The 26595-nt window shown below is 72.1% G+C and carries 29 protein-coding genes; 21 read left to right on the top strand and 8 right to left on the bottom strand.

The genetic code is table 11. The features are described 5' to 3' along the window. Positions 1-58: 58 nt before the first annotated feature. The 3 genes from FXF68_RS24320 to FXF68_RS24310 are packed head-to-tail and all read left to right on the top strand — an operon-like array spanning position 59 to position 4334. Positions 59-2347: a CaiB/BaiF CoA-transferase family protein gene (locus tag FXF68_RS24320; RefSeq protein ID WP_222870068.1), complete on the top strand. Its 2289-nt coding sequence runs from the start codon at positions 59-61 to the stop codon at positions 2345-2347. 10 nt (positions 2348-2357) lie between these two features. Further along, on the top strand, positions 2358-3308 hold the full coding sequence (locus tag FXF68_RS24315; RefSeq protein WP_148762975.1) for a PDR/VanB family oxidoreductase: 951 nt from the start codon (positions 2358-2360) through the stop codon (positions 3306-3308). 9 nt (positions 3309-3317) lie between these two features. Beyond that, entirely contained in the window at positions 3318-4334 is a 1017-nt protein-coding gene (locus tag FXF68_RS24310) for an LLM class flavin-dependent oxidoreductase (protein ID WP_148762973.1), read from the top strand. A gap of 15 nt (positions 4335-4349) precedes the next feature. Here the strand turns inward: FXF68_RS24310 and FXF68_RS24305 are convergent, their stop codons facing one another. Then, positions 4350-4853 carry a DUF1269 domain-containing protein gene (locus tag FXF68_RS24305; protein WP_148762971.1) on the bottom strand — a complete coding sequence of 168 codons (504 nt, stop codon included), beginning with the start codon at positions 4851-4853 and terminating at the stop codon, positions 4350-4352. 431 nt (positions 4854-5284) lie between these two features. On the opposite strand from FXF68_RS24305, the gene FXF68_RS24300 reads away from it, so the two are divergent. The 10 genes from FXF68_RS24300 to FXF68_RS24260 all read left to right on the top strand — a co-directional run bounded on the left by FXF68_RS24300 (position 5285) and on the right by FXF68_RS24260 (position 14067). Next, a complete protein-coding gene (locus FXF68_RS24300) occupies positions 5285-6031 on the top strand; it encodes an SDR family oxidoreductase (protein WP_148762969.1) in 747 nt (248 codons plus the stop codon). Positions 6032-6042: 11 nt separating this feature from the next. Continuing rightward, the gene (locus FXF68_RS24295) at positions 6043-6825 is read left to right on the top strand and encodes a class I SAM-dependent methyltransferase (RefSeq protein WP_148762967.1); all 783 of its coding nucleotides are present in this window, start codon (positions 6043-6045) and stop codon (positions 6823-6825) included. Further along, positions 6822-7052: a hypothetical protein gene (locus FXF68_RS42525; protein WP_187438085.1), complete on the top strand. Its 231-nt coding sequence runs from the start codon at positions 6822-6824 to the stop codon at positions 7050-7052. The genes FXF68_RS24295 and FXF68_RS42525 overlap by 4 nt, the downstream gene beginning before the upstream one ends. After that, positions 7049-7267 (top strand): ferritin-like protein, encoded by a 219-nt coding sequence (locus FXF68_RS43155; RefSeq protein ID WP_222870067.1) that lies wholly within the window; start codon positions 7049-7051, stop codon positions 7265-7267. Before FXF68_RS42525 ends, FXF68_RS43155 begins: the two co-directional genes overlap by 4 nt. Further along, positions 7264-7986, top strand: a complete 723-nt coding sequence (locus FXF68_RS24285; RefSeq protein WP_148762965.1) for an alpha/beta fold hydrolase — start codon at positions 7264-7266, stop codon at positions 7984-7986. The genes FXF68_RS43155 and FXF68_RS24285 overlap by 4 nt, the downstream gene beginning before the upstream one ends. Positions 7987-7991: 5 nt before the next feature. Then, positions 7992-8201: a hypothetical protein gene (locus tag FXF68_RS43150; protein ID WP_222870066.1), complete on the top strand. Its 210-nt coding sequence runs from the start codon at positions 7992-7994 to the stop codon at positions 8199-8201. Further along, positions 8191-9099 carry an RNA polymerase sigma-70 factor gene (locus FXF68_RS24275; protein ID WP_148762963.1) on the top strand — a complete coding sequence of 303 codons (909 nt, stop codon included), beginning with the start codon at positions 8191-8193 and terminating at the stop codon, positions 9097-9099. Before FXF68_RS43150 ends, FXF68_RS24275 begins: the two co-directional genes overlap by 11 nt. Continuing rightward, positions 9096-9848 carry a sigma-70 family RNA polymerase sigma factor family protein gene (locus FXF68_RS24270; protein ID WP_148762961.1) on the top strand — a complete coding sequence of 251 codons (753 nt, stop codon included), beginning with the start codon at positions 9096-9098 and terminating at the stop codon, positions 9846-9848. The genes FXF68_RS24275 and FXF68_RS24270 overlap by 4 nt, the downstream gene beginning before the upstream one ends. Before the next feature lie 17 nt (positions 9849-9865). Next, positions 9866-10354: an Ohr family peroxiredoxin gene (locus FXF68_RS24265; RefSeq protein WP_222870065.1), complete on the top strand. Its 489-nt coding sequence runs from the start codon at positions 9866-9868 to the stop codon at positions 10352-10354. Between the two features lie 152 nt (positions 10355-10506). After that, entirely contained in the window at positions 10507-14067 is a 3561-nt protein-coding gene (locus tag FXF68_RS24260; RefSeq protein ID WP_148762957.1) for a CHAT domain-containing protein, read from the top strand. Between the two features lie 13 nt (positions 14068-14080). On the opposite strand, the gene FXF68_RS24255 is transcribed toward FXF68_RS24260, so the two are convergent. Then, entirely contained in the window at positions 14081-14410 is a 330-nt protein-coding gene (locus tag FXF68_RS24255) for a DUF3140 domain-containing protein (RefSeq protein WP_148762955.1), read from the bottom strand. A 42-nt stretch (positions 14411-14452) separates the two neighbouring features. Continuing rightward, positions 14453-14854 carry an STAS domain-containing protein gene (locus FXF68_RS24250; RefSeq protein WP_187438084.1) on the bottom strand — a complete coding sequence of 134 codons (402 nt, stop codon included), beginning with the start codon at positions 14852-14854 and terminating at the stop codon, positions 14453-14455. Positions 14855-15142: 288 nt separating this feature from the next. Here FXF68_RS24250 and FXF68_RS24245 point away from each other — a divergent pair, with 288 nt between their 5' ends. Then, positions 15143-15406 carry a hypothetical protein gene (locus FXF68_RS24245; RefSeq protein WP_148762951.1) on the top strand — a complete coding sequence of 88 codons (264 nt, stop codon included), beginning with the start codon at positions 15143-15145 and terminating at the stop codon, positions 15404-15406. Positions 15407-15428: 22 nt separating this feature from the next. Here the strand turns inward: FXF68_RS24245 and FXF68_RS24240 are convergent, their stop codons facing one another. The 4 genes from FXF68_RS24240 to FXF68_RS24225 form a co-directional block, all read right to left on the bottom strand. Next, entirely contained in the window at positions 15429-16571 is a 1143-nt protein-coding gene (locus tag FXF68_RS24240) for a sulfotransferase family protein (protein WP_148762949.1), read from the bottom strand. Between the two features lie 12 nt (positions 16572-16583). Next, on the bottom strand, positions 16584-17372 hold the full coding sequence (locus tag FXF68_RS24235) for an SDR family oxidoreductase (protein ID WP_148762947.1): 789 nt from the start codon (positions 17370-17372) through the stop codon (positions 16584-16586). Further along, the gene (locus tag FXF68_RS24230; RefSeq protein WP_148762945.1) at positions 17372-18589 is read right to left on the bottom strand and encodes a hypothetical protein; all 1218 of its coding nucleotides are present in this window, start codon (positions 18587-18589) and stop codon (positions 17372-17374) included. Before FXF68_RS24230 ends, FXF68_RS24235 begins: the two co-directional genes overlap by 1 nt. Before the next feature lie 110 nt (positions 18590-18699). Beyond that, positions 18700-19185: a nuclear transport factor 2 family protein gene (locus FXF68_RS24225; RefSeq protein ID WP_148762943.1), complete on the bottom strand. Its 486-nt coding sequence runs from the start codon at positions 19183-19185 to the stop codon at positions 18700-18702. Between the two features lie 231 nt (positions 19186-19416). Between FXF68_RS24225 and FXF68_RS24220 the strand changes: the two genes are divergently transcribed. From FXF68_RS24220 to FXF68_RS24190, 7 genes are read left to right on the top strand one after another with little or no spacing between them, the layout of a single operon-like run. Then, positions 19417-19845: a YbaB/EbfC family nucleoid-associated protein gene (locus FXF68_RS24220; protein WP_148762940.1), complete on the top strand. Its 429-nt coding sequence runs from the start codon at positions 19417-19419 to the stop codon at positions 19843-19845. After that, complete coding sequence (locus tag FXF68_RS24215) at positions 19842-20168, top strand: WXG100 family type VII secretion target (protein ID WP_148347819.1); 327 nt, start codon at positions 19842-19844, stop codon at positions 20166-20168. The genes FXF68_RS24220 and FXF68_RS24215 overlap by 4 nt, the downstream gene beginning before the upstream one ends. Positions 20169-20171: 3 nt before the next feature. After that, positions 20172-20666: a WXG100-like domain-containing protein gene (locus tag FXF68_RS24210; protein WP_148762939.1), complete on the top strand. Its 495-nt coding sequence runs from the start codon at positions 20172-20174 to the stop codon at positions 20664-20666. Next, entirely contained in the window at positions 20659-21303 is a 645-nt protein-coding gene (locus FXF68_RS24205; protein WP_148762937.1) for a nucleic acid/nucleotide deaminase domain-containing protein, read from the top strand. Before FXF68_RS24210 ends, FXF68_RS24205 begins: the two co-directional genes overlap by 8 nt. Positions 21304-21339: 36 nt before the next feature. After that, positions 21340-23250, top strand: coding sequence for a HEAT repeat domain-containing protein (locus FXF68_RS24200; protein WP_148762935.1), 1911 nt, complete (start codon positions 21340-21342; stop codon positions 23248-23250). Continuing rightward, complete coding sequence (locus FXF68_RS24195) at positions 23240-24085, top strand: nucleic acid/nucleotide deaminase domain-containing protein (RefSeq protein WP_148762933.1); 846 nt, start codon at positions 23240-23242, stop codon at positions 24083-24085. Before FXF68_RS24200 ends, FXF68_RS24195 begins: the two co-directional genes overlap by 11 nt. Continuing rightward, a complete protein-coding gene (locus FXF68_RS24190) occupies positions 24085-26178 on the top strand; it encodes a hypothetical protein (protein WP_148762931.1) in 2094 nt (697 codons plus the stop codon). Before FXF68_RS24195 ends, FXF68_RS24190 begins: the two co-directional genes overlap by 1 nt. Here the strand turns inward: FXF68_RS24190 and FXF68_RS24185 are convergent. Beyond that, positions 26144-26548 (bottom strand): YbaB/EbfC family nucleoid-associated protein, encoded by a 405-nt coding sequence (locus tag FXF68_RS24185; RefSeq protein WP_246178915.1) that lies wholly within the window; start codon positions 26546-26548, stop codon positions 26144-26146. The two genes, FXF68_RS24190 and FXF68_RS24185, sit on opposite strands and share 35 nt — an antisense overlap. Positions 26549-26595 lie beyond the last annotated feature (47 nt).

Raw genomic sequence — 26595 nt, 5'->3', positions numbered from 1 at the left:
CGTCCGGTCCTTACCGTCGTCAGCACCCGCCCACCGAGCATCCGCAGGAGGTCCCCCCGTGATCCGTGTGCTGGAAATCGGCGACTTCGCCGCCCCGGACGCCGGGCGCACGCTCGTCGGCCTCGGCGCGGACGTCACGATCGTCGAGCCCGCCGGGGGCGCGCCGGAGCGCCGCGCCGACCCGGTCGGGTTCGCCCACCGCGCGGGCGGGAAGTCGGCGGCGACGGCGGCGGACGCGGCGGCCCTCGCGCCGTCCTGCGACGTGATCCTGGACGGCACCCTCGGCGACCCGTCCACCGCCGACATCGCCGCCGACCTGGTGCGGGCCGCCGGTCCGGGCGTCGTGCACATCGTGCTGACGCCCTACGGCGACGCCGGTCCGGCGTCCGGCTGGCAGGCGACCGACCTGACCGTCGCGGCGGCGGGCGGCATGCTCGCGCTGGTCGGACGTCCCGACCGGCCGCCGCTGCGGCCCTACGGCGACCAGGCCGTCCAGCTCGCGGGCGTGAACGCGGCGATCGCGGCGCTGCTCGCGGTCCGCGCGGGCGGCGGGCAGCGGGTGGTGGTGTCGGCGCAGGCGTCGGTCGCCGCGAGCCTGGAGTTCGGCGCGATCACCTACATCCACACCGGCCGCGTCCCGCCGCGCACCGGGAGCACCCACCCGCTCGCCCCGCACACGCTGTTCGCCACGGCGGACGGCGTCATCGCGGGCGGTCTCGGCGGCAGCCCCCGGATGTTCGACGCGCTGCTCGCCTGGCTCGTCGAGACCGGCGACGCGGGCGACCTCGCCGACGAGCGCTGGCAGGACGCCCACTACCGCGTGGTGCACCGGGAGGAGATCTTCCAGCGGCTCGCGAAGATCGTCCGGGACCGGGACCGCGACCGGCTCTTCCACGAGGGCCAGGGGCGCAGGCTCCCGTGGGCGGCGGTGCTTCGTCCGGACGAGCTGACCGCCAACGCGCAGCTCCAGGACCGCGGGTTCTTCGCCGAACTCGTCACCGGCTCCGGCCCGGTCGTGGACGTGGGCTTCGCCGCCCGGGTGCGCGGCGCGGAACCGCCGAAACCGCTGCGGGTGCCGGAGCCGGGCTCGCGTCCGTCGAGTGAGGGCACGGCGCGGCGCACCGCGTCCCGCAAGACGGGCGGGGCGCTGGACGGGCTGCGCGTCCTCGACCTGACCTGGGTCCTGGCGGGCCCGTACGCGACGAAGACCCTCGCCGACCACGGCGCCGAGGTCATCAAGATCGAGTCGCGGCACCGGCCCGACCCGACCCGGTTCTCGACCGGCTTCCACCTGTCCCGCTCGGCCGACGCCGACCCGGACACCAGCGGCTACTTCAACAACGTCAACCGCAACAAGAAGAGCATCACGCTCAACCTCCGCACCGAGGAGGGCCGCGACCTCGCGCTGCGGCTCGCCGCGCACTGCGACCTCGTCGTGGAGAACTTCGCGGCGGGCGTCCTCGACCGGCTCGGCCTCGGGTACGAGCGGCTGCGCGCGGCGCGTCCGGACGTCGTGGTGGTGAGCATGTCCGGGATGGGGCACACCGGGCCGTGGCGCGACTACGTGTCCTACGCCGACGCCGTGTCCGCCCTGTCCGGCTGGACGGGCCTCACCGGCGAGCCGGGCGAGCCTCCGGTCGGCGTCGTCTACGGCCTCGCGGACATCATCGCCGGGCACCACGCCGCCCTCGCCGCGATCGCCGCGCTGGACGTCCGCGACCGCACCGGCGAGGGCCAGCACGTCGACCTCGCGCAACTGGAGACCGCCGCCGCGCACCTCGGGGACGCGATCGCCCGCGTCGGGTTCGGCGAGCACGTCGAGCCGATCGGCAACCGGCACCCGCGCATGTCCCCGCACGGCGTGTTCCCGTGCCTCGGCGACGACACGTGGGTGGCGGTCGCGGCGCGCGACGACGACGACTTCGCCCGCCTCCTCACCGCGACCGGCCTGCCCGGCGACCCGTCCTGGACGACCCTGCCCGGACGCCGGGAGCACGAGGACGAGATCGAGCGCCGCCTCTCCGCCTGGACGCGATCCCGGCCCGCCGAGTCGGTGGCCGACACCCTCCAGCGGCACGGGGTTCCCGCGTACGCGGTGCGCGACGGCCGCACGCTCGTCGAACACGACGCGGCCCTCCGCGCGTGGGACTTCTACCGCCCGCTCGACCACCCCGCGAGCGGGACGTTCCTGCACGAGGGCCTCCCCGTCCGGATGGCCCGCGCCCCGGGCGGCGTCGCCGCGCCCGCCCCGCGCCTCGGCGAGCACACCGCCGGGGTGCTGACGGACCTGCTCGGCCTGAGCACCGCCGAACAGGACGCCCTGCGCACAGCCGGCGTCCTGGAATAGGACGCGCACAATGGAAGAGAACGAACACGACCTGCTCGTCCGGTCGATGACCTGGGAGGCGGACGGGGTCCTGTCCGTCGTGCTGGCCCGGCCGGACGGCGCGCCGCTGCCGCCCTGGGAGCCCGGCGCGCACCTGGAGCTCGACCTCGGGAAATGGATCCGCCAGTACTCGCTGTGCGGGACGCCCGCCGACACCGCGACCTACCGGATCGGCATCCTCTACCAGCCCGACGGCCGGGGCGGCTCCGCGTACGTGCACGAGGAGCTGCGGCCCGGCCGGGTGGTGCGGGTGCGCGGGCCGCGCAACCGGTTCCCGCTGGTGGACGCGCCGCGCTACCTGTTCCTCGCGGGCGGCATCGGCATCACGCCGCTGCTGCCGATGATGGCGCGGGCGTCGGCGGACGGCGTCCCGTGGCGGCTCGTGTACGGCGGGCGGAGCCGGACGTCGATGGCGTTCCTGCGGGAGCTCGTGCCGTATGGGGACGCGGTGACCGTCGTCCCGGAGGACGGCGGCGGACGTCCCGACCTCGACGCCCTCCTCGGCACGCCCGAGCCGGACACGGCCGTTTACTGCTGCGGCCCGGAGGGCCTGCTCGCGGCGGTCGAGGAGCGGTGCGCGGCGTGGCCGGACGGCAGCCTGCACGTCGAGCGCTTCGCCGCCGCGCCCCGCGACCCGTCCCTGGACGGCGACGACACCGCCTTCCAGGTGGAGTGCGCGCGGTCCGGCCTGACCGTGGACGTCGCCGCCGACGAGTCGGTCGTCGACGCGCTGGACCGCTCCGGGATCTCCGTCCCGACCGCCTGCGGCGAGGGCATCTGCGGGACGTGCGAGACGCCCGTCCTCGCCGGTGTCCCCGACCACCGCGACGAGCTGCTGACCGACGCGGAGCGGGAGGCCGGGCGCACGATGATGCCGTGCGTCTCCCGCTGCCTGTCGGGACGGCTCGTCCTCGATCTCTGAGGAGACAGCATGAAGGTCGGCATCCGGATCCCCGCGTGCGACCGTCCGGACCGGCTCGCGTCCGTCGTGGCGCGGGCGGAGCGGCTCGGCTTCGACGAGGTGTGGTTCCCCGACTCGCAACTGCTGTGGCGGGACGTCTTCTCCGTCCTGTCGGTGACGGCCCTGCGCACCGAGCGGATCGGGCTCGGCACCGCCGTGACGAACGTCGCGACCCGGCACCCGTCCGTGGTCGCGTCGGCGGCGCGGACGGTCGCGGAGCTGGCGCCCGGCCGCTTCACCCTCGGGCTCGGCGTCGGGAACAGCTCCGTCCTGCCGGTCGGGATGCGGGCGAGCACCGGCGCGGAGTTCGCGGCGGGCGTCGCGCAGGTCCGGGCGCTGCTCGCGGGCGACGAGTGGGACTACGGGCCGGTGCGGTCGCGGCTGCGGGACCCGGCGCCGTCCGTCCCGATCCAGGTGGCCGCGAGCGGGCCGCGCAACCTGCGGCTGGCGGGCGCGGTCGCGGACGGGGTCGTGCTGCTCAGCGGCGTCTCGCCCGACACCCTCGCCGCCGCCGCGAAGCAGGTCGGGGAGGGCGCGCGCGAGGCCGGGCGAATCTCGGACGTCCCGCTGACGGTCTCGGCGTTCTGCGAGGTGACCGACGACGTGGCCGCGTCCGCCCGGAAACTGAAGCCCATCTGCGCGTCGATCGCCCAGAACGGCGGCGCGCCCTTCCTCGCGCTCGCCGGGATCGACGTATCGGTGCCCGCCCGCGTGGACGAGGTCTACCCCGACCTCGTCCACGCGGAGGACTGGGACCGGGCCGTCGAGGTCGCGGGCCGCTGGATCTCCGACGCCGACGCCCTCGCCTTCGCCGACGCCTTCTGCCTCATCGGCACCGCCGGCGAGATCGCGGCACGGCTCCGCGAGACGTTCGCGGCGGGCGCGTCAGGCGTCTTCCTCCAGCACGTCGGCTCCTACGACCCGCCGCACGACCTCATCGAGGCCGTGGGCGGCGACGTCCTGCCCTCTCTGACCCAGGCTCTCTGAATCAGGCTCTCTGAATCAGGCGTACTGGGGGGCGCGGGCGGTCTTGACCGCCTCGCGGAGGTGCTGCTCCTCCTCGTCGGAGAGGGACGTCTGGATGATGTGGCCGCCGAGCGGGGCCATCTCCGGGATGACCTTGTCCGGGTTGCGCTTGTCGGCGAGGACGAACACCGCCGCGCCGCCGGGCGGCAGGTGGTCGCCCAGGTTGCGCATGAAGTCGTCGTCGATCCCGAGGTCGGACGAGGCGCCCATGGCCGCGCCCGCCGCGCCGCCGATCGCCATGCCGAGCAGCGGCATGAAGAAGATGAGCCCGATCAGCCCGCCCCACGCGGCGCCGCCGAGCGCGCCGCCCGCGGCGAGGTTCCGGGCCTGGTGGAGCTTGATCTTGCCGCCCTCGCGGTGCTCGACGATGACGAGGTCGGCCAGCTCGATGACGTGCTCCTTCTGCAACTGGACGAGCTTGTCCCTGGCCCGTTCGGCGGCGGCCAGGTCGTCGTAGGCGACGGCGATCAGATCGCTCATGGTTCCCCCTGTGAGCTGCTTTGCCGGTGTGCACAGGAAATGTGCACGTGCGTTACTTACCTCCGTCTTCGTCATGTCTCCCACCGGACTTCGTCAATTCTCCGTTGAGCGAGGCTGCCGACGACCGTCAGAACGCAGGCGGCGGCGATCCCGGCGGCGTAGCGCAGCGCGGTGGGGCGGCCGGCCGGATCCTCGATTCCGGCGCGCACTATTGAGCGAAAAAAACACGGCCCGCGTGACGAATGGCAAGGCCCGCTTCCATCGCTCCGTCCCGTCGGCTAGACCGGACAGCACACCGATCTGTGACAGCCAACGCCGGGTCAATGACTTCAAAAGACTTTCGGCGAACCTGTCACAGGGCGGCTCTCCGCCCGGTCTTAGCTGGCGACCGAGTGGGCAACCAACGCCTCAACGGAAACGGAGGGCTCCCTATGAAGATCGTGGTCATCGGCGGAACCGGCCTCATCGGGTCGAAGCTCGTGGCGGGGCTCGGCGAGCGCGGCCACGAGGCCGTCGCCGCCTCGCCGAACACCGGCGTGAACACGCTGACCGGCGAGGGGCTGGCCGACGCGGTGGCGGGCGCGGACGTGGTGATCGACGTGTCGAACTCGCCGTCGTTCGAGGACGCGGCGGTGCTGGACTTCTTCCGGACCTCGACCGGCAACCTGCTCGCCGCGGAGGCGAAGGCCGGAGTCGGCCACCATGTGGCGCTGTCGGTGGTGGGCACGGGACGGCGGCCCGACATCGGCTACTTCGCGGCGAAGAACGCGCAGGAGAAGCTGATCAAGCAGTCGGGGATCCCGTACTCGATCGTCCACGCGACGCAGTTCTTCGAGTTCGCGCACGCCATCGCGGACGGCGCCACCGACGGCGACGCGGTGCGGATGCCGCCCGTGGCGTTCCAGCCGATCGCGGGCGACGAGGTCGCGAAGGCGGTCGGCCGCGCCGCGCTGGGCGAGCCGCTGAACGGGGACGCCGAGATCGGCGGGCCGGAGCGGTTCCAGATGGACGACTTCTTCCGCTCCGCGCTGACCGCCTGGGGCGACAAGCGGCACGTCGTGACCGATCCGCACGCGCACTACTTCGGCGCCGAGCTGAACGAGCCCGACCTGGTTCCGGTGGAGGGCGCGACACTGGGACAGGTCAAGTACGCCGACTGGCTCGCCGCCGACAAGTAAGAGGAACGGCGATGACCGCGCCCGCGATGGTGGCCGAGTTCGACGACGTGGCCGCGTGGACCGCCGACGCCGTCGCCCAGCTCGGCGCGGAGCACGCCATCCCGGCCGCGTGCCGGGGCAGCGCCAGCCCGGCCGCGCTGGCCTGGCTGGCCGAGGCGTGCGAGCTGGCGCCCGGCACACGGCTGCTGGACGTCGGCGCGGGCGCGGGCGGCCCGGCCGCCTGGGCGGCGCGGCGGTTCGGCGTCCGGCCGGTCCTGCTGGACCCGATGCCCGCCGCGTGCCGGGCCGCCGCCCGCATGTTCGGGCTGCCGGTCGTCCTCGCGTCCGGCACCCGGATCCCGCTCCGCGCCGGGTCGATGGACGCGGCGTGGTGCCTCGGGGTGCTGTGCACGGTCGCGGACAAGGCCGGGCTGCTCCGCGAGGTCCACCGGGTCCTGCGGCCGGGCGCCTCGCTGGGGCTGCTGGTGGTCGTCGCGCACGACCCGCGGGCGCCGGCCGTCCCGGACGGCAACCTCTTCCCGACCCAGGCCGAGCTTTCCGACCTGCTGGACGAGGCCGGATTCGACCTGGTCGAGCAGATCGACCGGCCGGGTGACGCGCCGCTGTCGTGGTCGCGGCGCGCGGCGCGGGTGGCGGAGGTCGTCGCCACCCGGCACCGGGCCGACCGCGCCTACGCGCTCGCCGCCCGGCAGAGCGAGAGCTTCACCCGCCTGTTCGATTCCGGGCAGATCTCGATGCAGTTGATCCATGCCGTCCGACGGTGGGCGGCGCTCACACGCGCGGAGGAAACGTGAACCCCTCGGACGGCGGGAACGAGTTCGAGATCGAGTTGGAAGTGGAGGTGCAGGCCGAACTGACGCTCGTCGAGTCCAGCCGTCCGGAGGAGGCGGCGGCGCTGCCCGCCTCGGAATGGCTGTTCGACCCGACCGATGTGCGGGCGGAGGAGATCGAGCTGCGCAACCTCCTCGGCGCGGTCGAGGAACTCGGCGAGTCCCGGCGCGGCGAAACGGAACGCCCGTGACCCTCCCGGCGGAACGGCGCGCGGCCTCGGGAATCGCGACGCTGGACGAGCTGCGCGAGCACCTTCAATGGGCGATCGAGCTGGAGCACGCGACCCGGCCGCCGTATCTCTGCGCGCTCTATTCGCTCGACCTATTCGCTCGACCCCTCTGCGACGGAACCCACCGTGAGATCGGCTTCCGCGAGGAACCGACAACCGAAGGAGCAGAATCATGAACACGCCAGAGAAGTCCGTCGCCGTCCTCGTCCACGGCGCGTTCGCCGAATCGGCGAGCTGGAACGGCGTCATCCAGTACCTGGACAGGAATGGTCTGCCCGCCGTCGCCGTGGGGAATCCACTGCGCGGTCTCGCGGACGACGCCGCCTATGTGCGCGACGTCATCGCGGGGATCGGGCGGCCCGTCGTCCTCGTCGGCCACTCCTACGGCGGAATGGTGGTCACGGAGGCGGCTGCGGGGAATGAGGCCGTCCGCTCCCTGGTCTATGTCGCCGCGTTCGCGCCTGACCTCGACGAAAGCGCTCTGCTGCTGTCCAGCAAGTTCGAGGGGAGCACGCTGGGCGACGCGCTGGTGCCCTATCCGCTGTCGTCCGGCGGCAACGAGTTCCGTATCGCCGACGAGAAGTTCCACCAGCAGTTCTGCGCCGACGTCGACGCGGGCACGGCCGCGCTCATGGCGGCGACGCAGCGTCCGGTGACGGAACGCGCGCTCACCGAGAACCTGACCGTGCCCCAGCCTGCGTGGCGGGAGAAGCCGTCCCGGTTCGTCCTCGCCGAACTCGACCGCAACATTCCGGTGGCGGCACAGCGTTTCATGGCCGAAAGGGCGTCCTCCGTGGAGACCCGGGAAATCGCCGGGGCCTCGCACGCGGTCGCCGTTTCCCAGCCGGACGCGGTCGCCGCTCTGATCGTCGATGCCGCCAACGACGACCGATAGCGCAGGTGACATCGCTTGGGGAGGCCACCTCCGCCTTCGTCGCGGCGCGTCCCCGCCTGTTCGGCATCGCGTACCGGATGCCGAGCAGCGCGGCGGAGGCGGAGGCGCGCTTTCCACCGCTGGGGATCGCGCGGGTGACGAGATTCGTCGCCGCGTACACACCGCGTTTCCTCGTCAAACTCGAAGCCTTTCTGGGGGCGGAACTTGGACGATGAAAGGCCGGCCGACCTCGACCGCGCGTCGGCCGTCTTCGCCGAGGTGCGGCCGCGCCTGTTCGGCATCGCCTACCGGATGCTCGGCAGCGCCACCGAGGCCGAGGACCTGGTGCAGGACGTGTGGCTCCGCTGGCAGACCGCCGACCGCGCCGCCGTGACCGAACCGGCCGCGTTCCTCGCGACGGCGACGACCCGGCTCGCGATCAACGTCCTCCAGTCGGCGCGGGTCCGCCGCGAAACATATGTCGGCCCGTGGCTGCCCGAACCCGTCGACACCGGCGCGGACCCGCACCTCGGAGCCGAGCGCGGCGAAGCGCTCGAACTCGCCGTGCTGTTCCTGCTGGAGAAGCTGACGCCGAACGAGCGCGCCGCGTACGTCCTGCGGGAGGCGTTCGACTATCCGTATCCGCTGATCGCCGGGATCGTCCAGGTGAGCGAGGCGGCGGCGCGGCAGCTGGTCAGCCGGGCGCGCAAGCACCTGCGCTCCGAGCGCCGGACGCCGGTGACCGCCGCCGAGCAGCGCCGCCTGCTGACCGCGTTCGTCGCGGCCGCCCGCGCCGGAGACCTCGCCGCGCTGGAGGAGATCCTCGCCGCCGACGTGGTCAGCTACTCGGACGGCGGCGGCGGTGTGCGCGCGTCCCGTTTCCCCGTGGTCGGCGCGGACCGCGTCGCCAAGTACCACCGCGCGTTCGCGTCCCGGTTCTGGCACGGGGTGGACGTGGCCTGGGCCGACGTCAACGGCCGAACCGCCGCCCTGTTGCGCAGCGACGGAAAGGTGTTCGCCGTGCTCACCGTCGACGCTTCCGATCAGGGCATCGACAGGGTGCTGTGGATGATGAACCCCGGCAAGCTCACCGCCGCCTCCGGCGGGACCGGGGGCGGGGCGGGGCGGGGATGACCGGCCCCGCGCCGGTGCCGGGCTCGCTGGCGGAGATGCTGGACGAGCGGCGCCACCTCCTCGACGTCGCCGCCTGGATGTTCGGGCCGGACGCCGCGGACCGGATCGTCCAGGAGACCTACCGGCGCTGGTACGCCCTGGACGACGCCGAACGCGCGCGGATCACCGTCCCCCGCGCCTGGCTGACGCGCGTCGCGGGCGGCATCTGCCTGGACCTGCTCGCCTCCGGCGCCGGGGAGCCGCCCGTCCCCGAAGGACCGGTCCCCCGGCCGAGGCCCGAGGACGGCACACGCGACTGGATGAGCCGGTTCCCCCGGCAGGATCCGTCCGATCCGGCGCTGCTCGCGCGGCACGACCATGTTGCGCGGCGTTTCGCGGCGGCCTGCGGCAGCGGGGACGCGGCGGCGTTGCGGACGGTTCTCGCCGCCGACGCGATGGTGGTCAGCGACGGCGGCGGGAAGGTGCGCGCGCCCGTCCACCCGACGCACGGCGCGGACGCGGTCGCCCGTTTCGTCACGACCCTGCTGGCCTGTCGGCCCGGCACCGGCCAGTCCGGCCCGGGTGAGTCCGGCCCGGGTGAGTGCGGCACCGCCGTCACGGTCGAGTCGGTGAACGGGCGCGCCGGGGTGGTGCTGCGCCGGGCCGGGCAGGCGGTCGCGGTGGTCGGCGTCAGCGTCGCCGACGCCCGCGTCACGGCCGTGTGGATCGTGCTGAACCCCGACAAGCTGCGGCGCTGGCACCGTCCATGACCGGGGAGGACGGACCCGTGGACGACCCGCCGCCGATCGCGTCGCATGACAACGGCGGCGCCGCGTTCGCACCGATCTACTCGGCGCGCGTCACGGTGACCGGCGGCGCGTCCGCGCACGGCCGCGCGACCGGGCGGGCCCTCTCCTCGGACGGCGCGCTCGACCTGGACCTGCGCACGCCCGAGGAACTGGGCGGCGACGCGACGGGCACGAACCCCGAGCAACTCTTCGCCGCCGGGTTCGCCGCGTCCCTGCACGGCGCGCTCGCCCTCCTCGCTCGACGGCACGCGCTCAACCCCGCGCCGATCACCGTGGACGCGGTCGTCGCGCTCGGCCGCGACCCTGCCGACGACGGCTACGAGCTGCGCGCCGACCTCGTGGTGCACTGGCCGGGCGTGGCACGGGAAACGGCCGCCGTGTTGCTCGCGAAAGCGGCCGAGCTGTGCCCGTATTCCAGGATGACCCGGCGGGGAATCCCCGTCACGATCACCCTCACCGAGAAGTGAGTCTTTTTCATTAATGGCGATTCCGTTCGGTATTCCGGACGGCACGCAGTGAAATCGACGCCGACCCGAATACCGTTCGTCCGCGTGGTCGCGGCGGCAGTGCCGATATCGTGCGTTACTGCTGCCATGTCGGCGACGGGGTTGGAGTTCGGGTGGGGCGGACGGATCGGTTGGCGCGGGTCCGGGACCGGGTGGACCGATACAACTCCGCGCGGGACGCGGGCGCCGTCCTCGCCCCGGAGGCCGTGGCGGACGCGGTGGCCCTGATCTGCGCGGTCCCGGACGCGACGGCCGACATCGAGGTCGCGCACGCGACCGGCTGGCTGTTCTGGCTGCGCTTCGCGGCACGCGGGCCGATCGACGGGGAAGCGGATCTCGACATCGCGTTGGCGCTGCTCACGCCCGTCCACCGGCTGAGCCCGGAAGGGATCCCGACGCTGATCCGCGACCTGTTCGACGACGAGCCGCGGCACGTGGCGGACGGCCCCGGACTGCTCGCCCGGCTCGGCCGCTCGCTCCACCGGGAGGCTTCGCGCTCGGACGCCGCCGACGCCCTCGATCAGGCGATCGTCCTTTTCCGGCGGGGCGTCGTGATTACCGAAACCGGCCATGCCGAATACCGTCGGTGCCTGGCCGATCTGAGCAGTTCCCTGCTGACCCGTTTCGACCGGACGGAATCCCCGGCGGATCTCCGGGAGGCGGTCGAATTCGGCCGCGCGGCGGTGGACGCGGCCGCGTCCGACGATCCCGACCGAGCGACTTACCTGTCCAATCTCGGGAATGCGCTGCTGACCCGATTCGAGTGTTTCGGCGGCGACCCGGCGGATCTCGACGCGGCGGTGGAGGCCGGGCTCGCGGCGGTGACCGGCTGGCCCGACCATCCGGACCACGCGGCGATGGCGTCCGACCTCGACCGCGCACTCCGGACGAAGGCCGCCCACACCGACCGCGCCTCCGACCTGGATAAACGGATCGCCTCGCTCTGCGCGTCCCCCGGCAACGCCGCACGCCTTTCCGAATTCGGCGGGTTACTGATGGCCCGGTTCCAGCACTCCGGAGACCCGGCCGACCTGGACGACGCCGTCCAAGCCCTCCGCGACGCGGTCGCCTCTGCCAATCCCGCCCACGCCGCCGAGCAACTGGCGAAACTGAGCGACGCCTTGCGGCTCCGATTCGTCCGGACAGGACGGGAGCAGGATTTGCTGGAGGCTGTCGAGGCCGCCCGAACCGGGCTGGCGGCGGCCCCAGACGACCACCCTGACCTGCGCGGACGGCGTTCCACCCTGGCCAGAGCGCTGGCCGCGCTGCGCGACGGCGGCCAGGTCGACGCGGCGGTCGCGCTGGCCCGGGACGCCGCCGCCGACTGCCCGCCCGACGATCCCGGCCGTGCCTCCTACCTGTCGAACCTGTGTTACGTCCTGCGACGGTCGTTCGAGCGCGGCGGAGACGCGGCCGACCTCGAAGCCGCGATCGCCGCCGGGCGCGAAGCCGTAGCCACCGCCCGCCATCCGGAACTGCCCTCCCACCTGGGCGACCTCGGCGCGGCGCTGCTGTGCCGGTTCCGCTCCACGGGTGGACGGCCGGACCTCGACGCCTCGGTCGACGCCTTCCAGCGGGCGGTCGACATGACACCGGAGACGGGCCTGGACCGAGGCACGAAACTCGCGAAACTCGGCGCCGCCCTCCGGCTCCGGTATGACGCGACGCACCGGCGCGAGGACATCGACGCCGCGGTCGGCGCCTGCCGGGAGGCGGTGCCCGCCACCCCGTCCGACCACGCGAACCGCGCGGATCGCCTGTCCGACCTGGGCGCGGCCCTCCGGACACGCTTCGCGATCAGCGACGACCGGGCCGACATCGATGAGGCGGTTGACGTCGCGCGGGATGCGGCCGAGGCCGTCCCGCCCGGCAACCCGCGCCGGGCACCGGTGCTGAACGACCGCGCGCTCGCGCTCCAGACTCGCTACGACCACACCGGCCACCTCGCGGACCTGGACGAGGCGGTCGATTCCGCCCGGACGGCGGCGGAAGCCCTCGCCCCCGACCATCCCGACCACGCCGGATATCTCGTGAACCTGGCGCGGGGCCTAGGCGCCCGGTACGCCCGACTCGGTGAGAAGACCGACCTTGACGAGGCGCTCGCCGCCTGCCGCACCGGGGCGGCGGCGGAGCTCGCGCCGTCCCGGATCCGAGCGGCGGCGGCCGCGCTGTGGGGACGGCTCGCCGCGAAGGGCGGCCGGTGGGAGGACGCCGTGTCCGGCTTCACCGCGACGGTCGACCTGCTCGGACGGACCGTTCCGCACGGCCTTGAACGTCGTGACCAGGACTTCCCGCTCGACGGGACGGTCAACGTCGGATCGGACGCCGCCGCGTGCTGCGTCCGCGCGGGCCGGGCCGGGGACGCCATCGAGTTGTTCGAGCGCAGTCGCGGGCTGCTGCTCGACCGGACGCTCAACACCCGCACCGACCTCACCGCGTTGACGGCACGGCACCCGAAGCTGGCGAAACGCTTTCGCGCCCTCTGCACGGAACTCGACCCGGAACCCGGTGATTCGCCTGTTTCGGCGGCTACGGCCGCCGAACGCCGGGCCGTCGTCGCCGAACTCGACGGGCTCGTCCAAGCGATCCGGGAACTTCCAGGGTTCGAGTGTTTCCTCCGCCCGCTCCGAGTGCGCGACCTCGCGCCCGCGGAGGGCCATGTCGTGATCGTCAACGTGTCCGAGTTCCGGTCGGCCGCGCTGATCCTCTCCGCGGACGGGGAGGCGTCGGCGGTGCCCGAGCTCACCCCCGGCGTCGTGCGGGCGGAGGCGGGCGCGTTCCTCGACGCGGTCGGCGCGCTCTCCGCGACGCGCACCTGGGCGGACGGCCAACGCCGCATGACGCGGACGCTCGAATGGCTGTGGGACGCGGTGGCCGGTCCGGTGCTCCACCACCTCGGGATCATCGGCCCGCCCGGGGAGGACGACCCCTGGCCCAGGCTGTGGTGGTGCCCGTCCGGGTTCACGTCGATCCTTCCGCTGCACGCGGCGGGCTACCACGGCGGGACGTCCGGCGCGACGGTGATCGACCGGGTCGTGTGCTCCACCGTCCCGACCATCCGAGCGCTCACCGGACGGGCGGCTGGAAGCGGCGAGGACCGGGCGGTGGCGGTCGCGATGCCGCGAACGCCGGGAAACCGTCCCGAACCACCGGTCGCGGAGGCGGAGGCGTCCCTGCTCCAGCGCCATTTCCCCGGAGAGGTCAGCATCCTGACCGGAACGGCCGCAACCCACGGCGCGGTGCTCGCCGCGCTGCCCAAGGCGCGATGGGCGCATTTCGCCTGCCACGGCCACACCGATCTGGCGGACCCGGCGTCAAGCCACCTGCTCCTCTCCGACCACCCGCTGACCGTGGCGGATCTGCCCAGCCTCCGCTTGAACGGCGCCGAACTGGCATTCCTGTCGGCCTGTTCGACAGCACGTCCGGGAGCGCGACCGGCGGACGAAGCAATTCACCTCGCCTCCGCGTTCCAGCTAGCCGGATACCGGCATGTCATCGGCACTCTCTGGCCGGTCGGCGACCGGCATTCCGCGGACATAGCCGACCTGATCTATTCGTCCATCAACGCCGACGCCTGTATCGCCGCCGCCGTACACGGCGCGACCCGCGAAATGCGCGACCGGTGGCCGGACCACCCGTCGATCTGGGCATCCCACATCCACGTGGGCGAGTAGAACCGGCCGATCATCATCGCAGCGGGTCGTGTCCCCAGTTCAACAGCGAATAGCGCCATCGCGTATCCGTGACATCGCCGGACGGACGCTGCGCCAGATGGCGGTGGACGTAGCCGACGACCTTCCGCATATGCGCGTAGTCCTCTTCGGTCAGGTCCTTCTCCTTGGTCCGCAGCAGTTCGACGATCCGCCGACCGGACGCATGGCCGGTCGACTCCCCGCCGTCGTCCTTCTGCCCGACCGACCGCGACTCCTCGGTGTCCAGCCAGCGCTCCAGTTCCCCGGCGGTCAGATTGACGGCCTCGCGGAACTCGGCAGCCGTCGTGTCCTCGCGTTCGCCCATGTCAGGCCCGGTACCCGGCGTCCGGACGGTTACTCGGCGAGGTCAGCGGCGGCGCCCCGGACGGCGCCGCGCCGGACGCCCGGCCGGCCCCGCGGGGATGATGTGCAGGCGCCGGTGCAGGCCGGAGATGTTCAGGATGCGCAGCACCCGCGACTGCGGACGCCACAACCGCAATTGGCGTCCCCGGCCCGACATGAGCTGATGCGCCCACACCATCACCGCCAGTCCGGTGGAGTCGGCGAAACTGAGCTCGGAAAGGTCCAGCAGGATCCGATCCGGATCGTGCGCGGCGATCACCTCGGCGATGTGCCGACGCAACTCCTCGGCGGTGGCGATGTCGAGCTCGCCGTTCAGGTGCAGTTCTGTCGTGGAACCGTCCTTTCGGACGGTAATGGCCAGCATAAGCGGGCCGGACGCATGATCCGGCTGGTCCGGAGAGGACACAAAGCGCCTCCACGGGGGTGGTCGGAATTTCCTGGACGAGCCGCGGATGCCGCAGCCCGTCCATGAAGTCGGTTGAACGCAGAAACGCCGTCCAACGCGCGGGTGGCCGTCAGGTGGCCATGATCAGCACCGTCAGCACCACCATCACCCGGCCGTCCACCCGTTTCGACCGCACATCGGTCCGCCGGACGCAAAATTCCCGCAAGGACGGCTTGCGTCCCCGGCCGGCGGGTAGGCAGCCGACCGATCAAAGGGGGAAACGTGATCAAGACATTGCATCGGCGGGGGGTGAGCTCCGGTCTCATGTACAAGGCGGGGATCGCCTCGATCGGGCTCGCGTTCGCGTCCTGGGCGGCGTCCGGCCTGTTCGAGACCGCCGGACTGGACCGCGCCGACCGCTGGGGCATCTTCGTCGGCGAATGGGCCCCGACGTTCTTCGCCATGGGCATCGCCCTGCAACTGGAGGAGATGCGCGACCCGAGCGCGCACGGCCGCCACCGCGAAACGACCGAAACCGAGCACCACTACGCCGCCGGCTCAGCCGTGATGTAAAGCGGGAGAACCCGGGACGGCGTCAGTATCCGGGGAAGCGTTCGTCGATCTGCTCGGGCGTCAGACCGAAGTCCGAGAGTGAGTAACGGTGTGCCGGTTTGGCGGCGCCGGACGCGCTTTCGCGGTGCAGTTCCGCCATCGCCGTTCGCGCCTCCTCCGTGAACGACAGCCCGAAACGGCGGTAGACGCCTTCCACAGTCCCGATCGGGTCGCGGACGAAGTCGTCGTAGTCGACGTCCGCGAACCGCGCCGGGTCATGCCGCGCCCGCTCGGCCCGGAACAACTCAAGCCCGCGAGCCCACAAATCGAGCTGGTCGCGTCCGATCGTCGGGCCGGTGAACACGTCCGACCATCCGGCGGTGGCGTGCGCGGCGAGGCTGCACATCGACGCCATCGCCGTGCGCGGCGCCCGGTGCGTCTGGACGATCAGCGCGTCCGGATACACGTCGAGCAGCGCGTCCAGGGCGAACAAATGGCTGGGGTTCTTGAGCACCCAGCGCCGCCCGCCGTCGTTCAGCCCGATCAGTTGCAGATTGCGCCGGTGCCTGCGGTAGGCGGGCGTCCAGTCCTGTCCGGCGAGCCAGGACGAATAGGTCGGCAGATGCGCCAGGCATTCGAAGGAGATCGACAGCATGCTCTGCCGCAGCAGTTGCCAGCATTCCTCGACCGTGTCCGCCGAGATGTAATGCACGCCCATGAACTCCGGGTTCTCGACGTGGTGCCGCCGATATCCGGCGTCGATCGCCTGGAAGACCGGGTTCTCCGCCCACGTGCCGCGCGGCGGGCGCGGCTGCGGGACCTCCGCCAGCCACAGGTCGAGGCCCTGGTGGGCGGGGTCGGCGGTGAGCAGCCGGTGCAGCGCGGTCGTCCCGGTGCGCGGCAGCCCGGTCACGAAGATCGGACGCTCGACCGGGACGCCGGAATGCGCGGGGAACCGCCGCCACGCCGCCTCCGAGAACTGCCGGGCCGTCAGCGCGCCGCGCAGCATCGCCCGCTGCGCCCTGTTCCCGAACGGCGTGAGCCCGGCGTCCCTCTCATACGACTCCAGCAGGACCTTCAACCCGTCGAGATAGGCGTCGTCGCCGAAGTCGTCCAGTCCGGTGATCTTGCGGGCCGAGGCGTGCAGATCCTCGACCGTCCCGACGTTCTCGCGTCCCGCGCTCATCGGTGCGCCCTTCTAGTGGTGCCATTCACCGGAATTGACGTCCAGGCATTGGCCGGTGATCGCGCGGGCCAGCGGGGACAGCATGAACACCACCGCGTCGGCGACCTCGTCCGGTTCGGGCAGCCTGCGCAGGTCGGTGGTCGCGGCGTTCTCGTCGTACACCTGCTGGGCCGTGACTCCGCGCTTCTTCGCGAGATGGTCGAAGTACCACTTGAGGTTGTCGGCCCAGATGTAGCCCGGCGCGATCGTGTTGACGCGGACGCCGCGCGGCCCCAGTTCCGTCGACAGGTTCTGCGCCATCGCGAGCAGCGCCGCCTTGGCCATCTTGTACGCGCCGAACGTCCGCCGGGAATGGCGCAGCACCGCCGAGTTCACCATGACGACCGAGCCGCCGCGCGCTTCGAGGGCGGGCACGAAAAGCCTCGTCAGCCGCAACGCCGCCAGCACGTTCGTCTCGAAGCCCGCCCGCACGGCGTCGAGGTCGACCTTTGTGAGGTCCTTCAGCGGAGGCGTCGCGAAGGCATTGTTGACGAGGCCGTCCACGCGCCCGTACGCCTCCGTCGCGGTGTCCGCCAGCCGTTCGCAGGCAGCCGCGTCGGTGATGTCGGTCGGGACGGTCACCGCGCGTTGCCCCAGTTTCTCGACTTCTGCCGCCACCTCAGCGAGGCGCTCTTCATTTCGCGCGGCGAGCACCACGTCCGCCCCGGCTTTCGCGCATTGCACGGCGAGTCCGCGGCCGAGGCCGGGCCCGACTCCGGAGACGACGACGACCTTTCCGGCCAGCAGCCCGGCGGCGCCCATCAGCCGAGCATCCTGCGTGCGACGGCGACCTGCCGGGCGGCGATCCGGTCCGCCCATTCCGCGCGCGTCACCCGTTGCCGATCGTGGAACGGCAGGCGGCGCGGCAGGTCGCCGAACGGCATCACCTCGGCGGTCGGGCCGTCCTCGGGGGTGAGGTCGCGGGCGAGGCGCTGCCAGCGGAACTGCAGGTAGCCGCGGCGGTGCCCGGTGCGCTCGACCCAGTTGGCGAGGCCGGGGTCGCGCTCGCTCACGACGTAGCGGATCATGCCGTCCTCGTCCACCCGGGCCTGGTCGGCGGTCAGGCTCGTCTGGTGGTTGATGTAGTCGAGCGAGACGTACCACATGCTGCCGAGCTGGAAGCCCTGGTAGGGCGCGACCGCGCGGTCGGCGGCCGGGGCGGTGATCACCATGACCTCGTCGTCGTCCAGGTCGTAGTGGCCGACGGACGAGAACTGCGTCGAAAGCCCGCCGGGCGTCGGCCGAGGCTCCGTCAGCGTGTTCACCGGCAATTGCAGGTAATGCCATTCCGGAAAGGCCAGGAAAGTGCGCAGCCTGGCGAGCAGCATCTTCCCGGCCACCGCGTACCGGGCGGCCATCCGGTCGGCCGGGACGGGCGGCGGCGACGTCCCGAGCGTGTCGGCGCGGTGGATGCGGATCTCGCCGGGACGCTCGCCCGTCCAGTCGCTGAACACCTCCCGGACGATCAGCATCGCCGACCCGGGCGCGAGCGTGACGTACCCCGGTCCCGCGTCCGGTTTCGGCGGGCCGAAACGGAGCTGGAACGTCCCGTCGGCGGCGATGTCCAGCTCGCGGTCGTCGAACGCGGTGAGGCTGTCCGGCGACCGGGCGGGCGAGTAGTCGCCGTTCATCACCTGGAAGCTCAGGTCGGCGGTGGTGCCGCGGCGTCCGGTGACGACGTATTCGGCGTCGTCCCGGATGTAGGCGTGGAAATAGAGCGTGTCCGGATTATCGAGCCCGAGTTTGGTGTACGGGCCGGTCGACGACGCGAAATACGGATGATCGCGCTGGTAGGCGCCCACCATGTGCAGGCACGCCTTGATGCTTCCGGCCAGGTAATCCAGCCCTTCGGCGAGATCCTGGTCGGTCTTGACGTGCGGCGCGCCCCGGATGATCCGCTCGGCCTCCACGATGGCGTCGGCGAACGGCCGGGTGACATCGTCGTCACCCGCAGGGCTTGGTGCTGGGTCGTTGGCCACCGGGCTCCCCTGGAATCGCGGCGCCGGACCGCACGGTGCGCCGGTCGCGGCCGAGTCACTGCGCGGGACGCTAGAACTCGTTCTAGGACGCGGTCAAGGCACCGTCCCGGTCACCGGGAGCCGCCGGCCGAGGGGCCGCCGGTCGTCGTGAACTTCAGGCTCGGGACGTCGTCCAGCGACACCGTGTACTCGTAGGTGCGGCGGTGCCCGGTCCGCGCGACGCGCCAGCGGCCGTCCGCGCCGCGCCGGTACACGTCGCGGTAGAACGCGGCGCCCCTGATGAGCAGGCGACTCTCCGGGATGATGATCGTGTCGTCCAGGGACCAGACGCCGGTCGCCTGGTCGCCCTCCACGTCGATCTCGGGGCAGCCGGCGGTGTGCGCGGAGATCATCCCGGGGCCGAGGTTGGCGCGCATGTAGCCGATGATGGCGTCCCGCCCCTCCAGCGTGAGGGTCCGGCCGAGCACCGGGGTGTCGTACTCGGCGATGGCGTCGTCGGTGAAGACCTCGGCGAACTCGTTCCACAGCTTCAGGTCCACGCAGCGCAGGTAGCGGTGCTTCAGGCGGCGGATCTCTTCCAGGGCGATCAGGTCCATGCGCCCAGCCTGACGCGTCCGGACCGCCGAGACAAGAACAGGTTCTACTTCGCCGCCGGGACGGACCCCGCCGCTCCCGCCGTTCTGGGCGTTCCCGCACGAGTGATCATTATCACCGAGCCGAGACGGCAAACTTCGCCATTCCCGCAGTTCAGCCGCCTTTCCCAACGCTCGCCACATTCGGTCCGATTGATTATGATCTCCCAGATGACCTAAACCGGGAGGCTCTCGATGACGGGGATGGCGGGGAGTGAGCTCGAACATCTGCTCAACCTGACGCGGGCCGTACTGGGATCCGAGCCGCAGGGCGCCGCGAAGCCCGACCAGCCGGGCGGCGGCCCGAAGGCCGAGGGACGCGGCGAGGCGGCCGACGGCCTGATCCGCGCGACGGTCTCGGCGGACGGGGAGATCACGTCCATCGACCTCGCCCCGCGCGCGATGCGGATGTCGTCCGAGGAGATCGGCGAGCACGTCGCCACCGCCGTCAACGCGGCCTTCGGGGACCTGCGGGCGGGACCCGCCGCGCTGCCCGACGCCGCCGCGACCGAGCGGCTCACTGCCCAGGCCCGCGAACTCCAGGACATGAGCATGCGTCAGATGCGGCAGATGACGCAGTCGATCTCGGATCTGATGGCTCAGTTGCACGGAGGGCGGCGATGACCGAGAGCTTCCAGGTTTCACCCGACCAGATCACCGCGTCCGCCGAACGGCTCAAGCAGGTCGCGGACGAGTTCTCCCAGCAGGTGTCGCAGTTCCAGTCGGAGATCACCGGATTCGGCGAGCCGTGGGGCGGCGACGACATGGGAATGCTCATCGGGATCGCGCACGCCGCCTGTTTCGAGGCCGCGATGAAATGCTTCGAGGAGAACTCCGAAGAACTCGGGGAGCGCGCCGAAGCGCTCAAGGCGGTCGCGAAGAACTACACCAAGATGGAAGAGTCGAACGTCCAGAGCGTCAATTCCGTCGCCAAGGCACTGGGGTGATCGATGGGCCTGCAACTACCCGGTGAGCTCATCAGCCTGCTCGGGATGCTCGGCTTCTCCTGGCCGGAGGCCGACGAGACGAAGCTGATGGAGATGGGCGGCAAGTGGATCTCCTTCGGCGGGACGCTCCAATCCACCTCCGCCAACGCCGACCAAGTGGCGCAGGGCGTCTGGACGTCCAACAAAGGCGAAGACTTCGAGGCCTTCCAGAAGGACTGGACGGACGAGGAGGCCGCGTCCGCCAACATCCGCGGCGCCGGAACCGACTGCATGCTGGTCGGCGCCGGGCTCCTCATCGCGGGCGTCGTGGTGCTCGCGTTGAAGATCAACGTGATCGTCCAGCTGATCATTCTCGCCATTCAGATCGCGCAGGCCATCGCAACCGCCGTCGCCACCTTCGGCGCGTCCCTCGCGGAGATCCCGATCTTCAAGATCATCAGTCAGGCGATCATCGACCAGCTCCTCAACATGGCGGTGGAGGCGCTGCTCAATGGCTAAGCACAAGGGCGGTGGCCACAAGGCGGGCGGCAAACCCGGCGGCAAACCGGGAGGCAAGCCGGGCGCGGCCGGGGCGAAGGTCATCTCCAAGGTCCTCTCGGAGACCCGCACCTTCCACAGCCGCAGCGGAAAGACCCGCGAATACGAACTGATCCACCCGAACAAGGCGCGGGAGGGCGAGCTTTCCAAGAAGTACCACATGAAAGACCGAAAGCCCGACGAGCAGGGCAATACCGGTCCCAATGTGCGAACCCGCAAGGTCGGCCGCGACAGCAACGACCTCGCCCGCGCCGTCGATGACGCCCGCAAGGCCACCGGCGACAAGTCGGGACGCAACTTCGCCGCCTTCCGCTACATCGACAAGAACGGCGAAGAGCGCATCATGGTCGCGCGCAGCGACGGCCGCCACTCCGAGAAGCGCGCCGGGATGGAGATCCTCGAACGCGGCGGAAAGCTCAAAGAGGTCTATACCGAACGGCAGCCGTGCGACGTCCCGGGGGCGTGGTGCGAGGAATGGATACCCAGATACTTCAAGAACAAGGTCGACGTGACCTACAGCTATCCTTATGACAATGACATACCTGGTTCCAAGTCAGCCGCGAACTCGGCCGTCAAGAGACATGCCGGAAAACTCTGACCAACCCGAGGCCATGCCCGGAAGGGTGGAGCCGCGATGAGCGGACGGTTCGGCGACGTCGCCGACTGGGCCGGGCTCGTCCACGCCTACGGTCCCGCCGCCGACCTGCCCGACACGCTGGAGCGCGTCGCGTCCGACGACGCGGCGGTCGTCGAGCGCGCCCTCTACGACCTGTCCGGGAGCATCTACCACCAGGGGTGGGTGTATCCGGCGACGGTACCGGCGGTCGGCGTCCTTTATGAGCTGGTCTCCGCCCCGGGCACGCACCACCGGCCGCAGATCCTCCGGCTGCTCTCCGACATCGCGGGCGCCCTCTGGGAGCTCGAGGAGCACGACGAGGACGAGTACGACGAACCCGACCTCGCGACCGTCCTGACCTGGGCGCGGGACGCGCGGGCCGCCGTCGAGGAGGGCGTCCCGACGCTGTCGAGCCTGCTCGACGACGGCGACCCCTCCGTCCGCGCCGCCGCGCCGGTCGTCCTCGCCGACTTCCCGGACCACGAGCCGGACCTCGTCCCGCGCCTCCAGTCGGCCGCCGTCGCGGAGGACGACGCGGGCGCCGCCGCCAGCATGGTCCTCGCCGTCGGCGACATGTGCTGCGAACGCGACGAACGCCCGCTCGACTGGCTGCGCGAGCGCGGCGCCGACCGGCGGCGCGAGGTGCGCGCCGCAGCCGCCGTCGCCCTGCTCTGGTGCGAGGTCGACGACCTCGACGACGACCTGCTCCGCGCCGTCTCCGACGAGATCCAGGCCCCGGAGTCCGCGCTCGACGACCAGCTCTGGGTGCTGGACGGCGGCCGCGTCGGCTTCTTCACGTCAGCGCTCGACCTGCATCCGGGCGCGCAGATCGGCCTGGCGCGCGACGCGCTCGCCGTCCCCGACACGGCGGCCGTCCACCGCGCGGGCCAGGTCATGCGGGCGTGGCGGGCCGGGCCGGCGGAGCTGCTCCCCGCCCTCGCCGAGCTGCTCGGGAACGGGGAGACCGAGGTCGTCAAGGACGCCGCCTGGGAGATCAAACAGGGCGGACCGGACATCTCGCTCGTCGCCGACGCGCTCGTCCCGCTGCTCGACCACCAGCACGACCTGATCGCGGGCAGCGCCCTGGAGGCGCTCGGGCGCGTCGGAGACCCGCGCTGCGTCTCCGCCCTCGCCGCCGACCTCGCCGAACCGCGCCTGTCGTTCCACCCGTCCGCCGCGCTCGGCGGGATGAGCGCGCACGCCGACGTGCTGCTCGATTCCGTCCGCGAATTCCTGAGCGACCCCAAGAAGGGCACCGGGTTCGGGGGCAATTATCTGAACAGCGTCTTGGCGGGGCTCGCCGCGTGGGGCGAGCGCGCGTTGCCACTGTTGCCCGACCTGATCTCCTTGCTGGAGCGTCGCAAGGGCGTCCCGTTCGCCGCGCGCGCGCTGGCGGCGCTCGGCCCGTCCGCCGCGGACGCGGTGCCCGCCCTGCGCGGTTATCTCGGACGCAAGCACGGCCCGCAGAACAGCGAGAACGCCGCCTGGGCGATCTGGCGAATCACGGGCGACGGGGAGGAGCCGCTGCGCTTCCTGTCCGGGACGCTCCGCGACGGCCCCGACGACGAGGACGCCGAGCGCCTCTTCGACCTCGGCCCCGCCGCCGCGCCCGCCCTGCCCTTGCTGGACGAGACCACGCCCGCGGGCGCCGCCATCGTCCAGCACGCAACGGGCGAAACAGCCAGGACACTGCCCCACCTGGTCGACGCAGTGGCCGCGACCCCGACCGGGATGCTCGCCGTCCGCTGCCTCGGAGACATCGGCGCGGACGCGGCGGCGGCCGTCCCCGACATCCAGCAAATCGCCGAGAGCCCGCACGTTCTGGCGGACGGCCCGAGCACCGAGGTCATTGCGACCGACCGCGCCTATCAGGCCATTGCCGCCGACGCCCTCGCCCGCATCACGGGAAAGGCCGCCGATGAGCGGTGAATTGGTCGCCCATTTCGGCCCGCGAGGGCTGCGGCGCTTTCCCGGCGAGGAACTGCCGGGCCCGCTGCCGCCCGGCGCGGCGGACGCGCTCGCAGATCCGGGCCTGCCTCTCCAGGTCGGCCCGTATTTCACCGCCTCCACGGGCGAGCCGCTCGCGCTCGGCGAATACGCCGCGTCCGTCGGCCATCCCGACCCGCCGCCCGACTTCGCGGAATTGTGCCGCGTCGGGACCGACCAGGGCGCGGAGATCTGCGTGACGGAGGCCGGGGACGTCCAGGCCGTGTTCGTGGCCGTCGACGCGCCGCCGATGACCGCCAACGGCGACGTGCCCCGCTTCGCCGCGTCCCTGCTGGCCCTCGACCGGTACCTCCCACTGCTCGGATCGCCCGGCGACAAAGACCCCGTCGAATTCTTCCGCGAGCTACGCGCCGCGCTGCTGCGCATAGACGAACCCGCGTTGGAGAACGATGAGGCATGGTGGCCGCGCGTCCTCGAACAGATCCGGCATGCGCTGAGCTACCCGTTCGCCGCCGCCATCGAATATCAGGACGCGTCCGGCGGGAAATACGTCGAGACGGAAGAGGCGCGTGTGGGCCTGCCCCATCCCGAGCGCCTGCTCTGGGAACGGCTGGACGCCAAGGGAATCGCTCCAAAGCAGGTTACCCGCGTTTATACGGAGCTGGAGCCGTGCTTTCTTCCCGGTAACTACTGCCAAATGCGGCTCGCCCGCTACGCGAACGCCGAATTCACGTACAGTTTCGACTACGGCGCGACGGCGGACGAACGCGAGCGCGGTTTCCTCGAACTCATGCAGCAGGCGGCCCAGGAAACGTGATGAACACACCGGTCGAGATGAGCCAGGCGCCGTCCATCGGCGCGGGCCGGGACCCGGCGGGACGGGCCGTCCGCGCCTGGCTCACGGATGTCCTGCGCCCGAGGCTCTGCGTCGTCACCGGCGCGCCCGGCAGCGGAAAGAGCCACCTCACGGCATGGGCGGCGCTCAGCGACACGGGTCCGGTGCGGGCCGTCCACGCCATGTTGAGCGCGCGCGGGATGACCCTGCACGGGCTGGCGTGGGCGCTCGCGGAGCAGTTGTCGGTGCCCGGCCGGTCGCCGGAGACGATCGTCGCGAACATCGCGGCGGATCGTCGTCCCGCCACGATCGTGATCAGCGAGCTGGACGAGTCCGGCCCCGCCTGCGACGGCGCCTCCGCCGCCGCGATCATCACCGAACTCCTCAACCCGCTGCTGGACACCCAGCACGTCCGGCTCCTCACCGAGGGACGCGCCGAGTCGCTCGCCGCGTTCACGGTGCCCGCCGAGGTCGTCCACCTCGACGATCCCGCGATGACCGACCGGGCGGCGTTCACGGCGTGGCTGCGCGCGAACGGCCGCGAAACAGCGCCCGCCGAGGCGCTGTTCCCGAACGTGGGCCTCGCCGAACTGGCACTCCTGGCGGGGGCGTCGGAGAACGTCCCGGAACGGTGGCTGGCACAGGTGCCGCCGGACGCCGTCCCGGCGATCCAAGTGCTGGCGTCCGCATACGGGCTGGTCGAAGGCACCCGGTGGACGGCGCTGACCGCCGCGCTGACCGGCGACGTCCAGCGCGCCCAGGCCTCCGTCGCGCTGGCCGCGCCGCTCGTCACCCGCGTCGACGACGGCTTCCAGCTCGCGTTGCGCCCGTTGCGCGAGGCGGTCCTGCGCACCCGGACGCCGCAGCTCGCCGCGCAGATCGAGCACGCGCTCGGCCGCGCCCTCTACGAGCAGGTCCCGAAGGACTCCGGCGGCGTCCCGCAGTGGGCGCGCAGCGACCCGTACACGACCACGCACCTGCTCCGGCACGCCGCCGCGACCGGCGTCGCGGACCGCCTGGTCGAGGACGCGGGGCAACTCGTGCACGCCGACCCGCGGGCGGCGACGGCCGTACTCGAAACACTCGAAACACCGCTCTGGCCGACCTGGCGCGCGGTCGGGCGCGGGCTCATGGCGTCGTCCGACCCCGCCGAACGCGCGTCACTGCTGACCCTCTCCGCCCGCCTCAGAGGTGACGACTCCCTGACCGGACGGTTCGCTCCCCATGCCTCCTGGCACCCCGGCTGGTGCGACGTCGGCGGCGACACCTGGACGGGCCCCGTCTCCGCCCTCGTCCACCGCGACGGCGCCCTGCTCGTCGCCACCGCCGACGGCGCGCTCCACATCCTCAACGCGTCCACCGGCGCCCCGGTCGGACGCATCGCCGGCGGCACACCGGACATATGGGGCCTCGTCTGGCTCTCGGACGGCAGCGTCCTGCACCTGGACGCGCACCGCGCCGTCCGCGCGTCCGCCGTCACGAAGTCCGAGAGCCGCGCCGACCGCATCAGCGGCCTGCTCAACGACGCGGGCCCCGTGACGGCGGGCACCGTCCGCGACACCCTCAAGACCTGGCCGGGCCTGACCGCGCTCGGCGCCTCAGCCGACCTGAGCCATTTCGTCGCCGGAGACACGTCCGGCCAGGTGCACGTGTGGCCCGCGAACGCTCCGCAACAGGTCCGGTCCCACCGCCTGCACCAGGGCCCGGTGACCGCCGTCGCGGGCGTGCACGGCCGCAGCGGACGGCTCAGCGTGATCAGCGGCGGCGCCGACGGGACCGTCCGCCTCTGGCCGGTCGCCGAGGCCCCGATCGACGAGCCGATGATCCGCCGCAACACCGGCGTCACCGCGGCGGCCTTCGCGGTGCTCCCGTCCGGCCCGGTCGCCGCCGTCGCCTGGACGGACGGCCACCTGCGCATCTGGGACCTCCTGGACGGCGAGGAGCAGATCATGAACCCCGGCCTCACCGTCAACGCGCTGGCCCTCACCCCCGAGGGCCTCCTCGCCGTCGCGGGCCCGCACGGCACCGCGACCCTGCGGATCACCCGCCCCGGATCTTCCCCAGCACCTCGTTGATCGCCGTGTTGAACTCGCCGAGCTGACGCAGCCCCTCCGTCTGGATCTCGTCGACCTGCCGGGCGAGCGCCCCGGCGTCGACCGTGTCGCCCGCCGCGTCCGCGAGCTTGCCGCGCAGATCCTTGAGCGCCGCGTTCGCCGCCGCCGTCAGATGCCCGCCGAGCTCCTCCGGCGACAGCCGCATGGCCCGCGGGTTGATCTCGACGTTCTTGAGCCGTCCGCCCGACACCGCGGTCACCTTGACCCGCCCCTCGGCCGCCTCCCCGACCCCTTCGACGGGTTCGCCCTCGTCCGCCGGCCCGCCGCGCCGCATCGACTCCAGCGTCTTGCGCGCCTGCGCCAGCACGCGCTCGAACTCGTCCGGCTCCACCACGCCCGCCTTTCACGATCGACCCACAGGAGCCTAACGCCCACCCC

The organism is Actinomadura decatromicini (assembly GCF_008121305.1).
Taxonomy (GTDB): domain Bacteria; phylum Actinomycetota; class Actinomycetes; order Streptosporangiales; family Streptosporangiaceae; genus Spirillospora; species Spirillospora syzygii.
This window is presented reverse-complemented; position numbering and strand designations above follow the sequence as displayed.